Source organism: Lactobacillus sp. UMNPBX17, assembly GCF_002553735.1.
In the GTDB taxonomy this organism is placed as follows: domain Bacteria; phylum Bacillota; class Bacilli; order Lactobacillales; family Lactobacillaceae; genus Lactobacillus; species Lactobacillus gallinarum.
Genome location: NZ_PCYT01000115.1, coordinates 1 through 2,116 on the forward strand (window position 1 = coordinate 1; position 2,116 = coordinate 2,116).

1 protein-coding gene and 1 pseudogene are annotated in these 2,116 nt (G+C 34.5%); both read right to left on the bottom strand.

All coding sequences use genetic code 11. The features are described 5' to 3' along the window. Positions 1–186: 186 nt before the first annotated feature. A complete protein-coding gene (locus CP368_RS09730) occupies positions 187–1,041 on the bottom strand; it encodes an ROK family protein (RefSeq protein ID WP_098046046.1) in 855 nt (284 codons plus the stop codon). A gap of 10 nt (positions 1,042–1,051) precedes the next feature. Next, positions 1,052–1,903, bottom strand: a pseudogene (locus CP368_RS09735) (IS982 family transposase). Positions 1,904–2,116 lie beyond the last annotated feature (213 nt).

The window sequence follows — 2,116 nt, forward strand, 5'->3', positions numbered from 1 at the left end:
TTCGATCATATTCTTAACCTCCATTAAATTGATGAGATTAGAATACCTGAAAAATGAAGGCTAAAACAGATACCCGGTTATTTGACGCTTACATTTGACGCTTACATAGTATCTATAGAATTTAAATATAAAAATAATCCACAGCAATTCTGCATGTGGATACTTCTATATTAGAGGGAGAAATATTTAAATCTGTTCATTATTTTCTTGGAGCAACAGATTATATAAAGCTCCATAAAGATTAGCATCATTTCTAAATTTAGTAGCACAGATCTCGGGTTTAGTAAGTGTTTGACTAATTAGACTGTTATTCTTATAAACCTGGTCATATGCTTGATTTATGGTATCAATCACAATTGACTGTGCAGAAATACCACCACCAATTGTATATTTTTGCAGATCAATGACTGTTTGCATATCAAAGATAATTGTAGCAACACCAGCACAGAATTTATTAAATCGTTGAATTGCTTCTTTATTGCCACTTTGAATTACTTTAAATGCAGCAACACCATCCTTAATATCAGGATTTCCAGCGACAGTATTAACATCTCTTATCATCTGAACAGCCGAATACGTAAACCCAGCAATTTCATGAGCGGTTGGAGAGGGATCAAATCTCATGAAACTCAATTCACTAGCCTGTGCATGAGTTCCTGAAATAAGGCGACCATTTATAATACAACCACCACCAATTCCAGTACCTAATGTTAGAGAAGCACAATTATCTATTCCTTTTAAGTTACCTAACCAACTTTCATCTAGTACACTTGCTTTCCCATCATTAATCACAGCAATAGGAATATTCAATTTTTCATATCTAGCTGGGAAATTCATCCCATCTAAAAATGTAAGAGAACCACCAAAATGAATAATATTATTTAAAACTTGACCAGGAGCACAGAAGGCAATACCTTTAAGATTTTCAAAACTATCAACAATTTGATCAATTTTCTTTAAGAATTCATTTTCATCTTGAGTCGAAGGAACTCTGTCTTTTTTAATAATGTTGCCTGCTTTGTCTAACAACGCATATTTAATACGCGTGGTGCTAGTTAAATCGTTCTAGACAATAAGCCAAATTATAAGCTAAAATTGCAATTTCCAACCGGCTTTGAAAGCCTATCAGACTACGTGCTCGATTGTTCTCGGCATTGTAATAGGTCAGAAGCGAAAAGTCGCTTTCAATTGTTCTGCGAATAGCCATCAGTTGATGATCATTGTGCTTTTTAGCTCCTGTCATATTTTTACGATATGGTGTCCAAAGTTCGTAACCCATTTGTTTTAGCTGTTGATGCAGTTCTTTGCCTAAATAGCCTTCGTCGCCAAGAAGATAGTAATTAGATGGATGGGTATTTTCCATCAGTTCAACTGTCTCCCTGGCATCATGAACTGATGCCTTTGTTACGACATAATCAAGAATGTAACTGTCATCGCTAACAATGGCATGAACTTTGAAACCATAGAAGTAAATTTTCTTGGTGGCCTTATAACCAATGTTGGCATAACCGCGAAAAATTTTAGCACGATAGTTTCGAATTGGTTGGCAAACAGGTACCGGAAAGCTGTCAATGATCAAGAATTGTCCATTCAGGTCAACCTTTTTATTCATTTCTTGCCGTATTTGATAAATCAATTGCAATGTGAACGCCGATTAAAACGTGAGTGTGATAAACAATTGAAACATTCACAGAATCTTTTTTGTGATTCAATTCCTGTCTTAGCTTGCCAGATAAGTAAAGCCAAAATCAGACTGTCCGTAGTTTTAATTTGATCAATATTTCGCCGATGAGTAAACTCAGCCGGTGCATACAAACGATACCAGTGCCGACAAATTATCACTAAATCTTTAAAACTAACTTGTCTTAGGGTGGCTAAAACGCTTAAGCTTAAGGCAGTTCAATCAGATCAGACTCTTTTCTTTTTGATACTACAACTTGAGTCTAGTCCGATTGGACTTTTTTATTAACTAAAACGATTTAACTAGCACCACACGTTATATAATATATTTACTAATTTTAATTTTACGCCGATTGTAAAATTAAATTGAACACTTGATACAAAATAAAAAGTCCATTTGGACCTGTTTGATAGAATGTTAATAACCACAAAAACA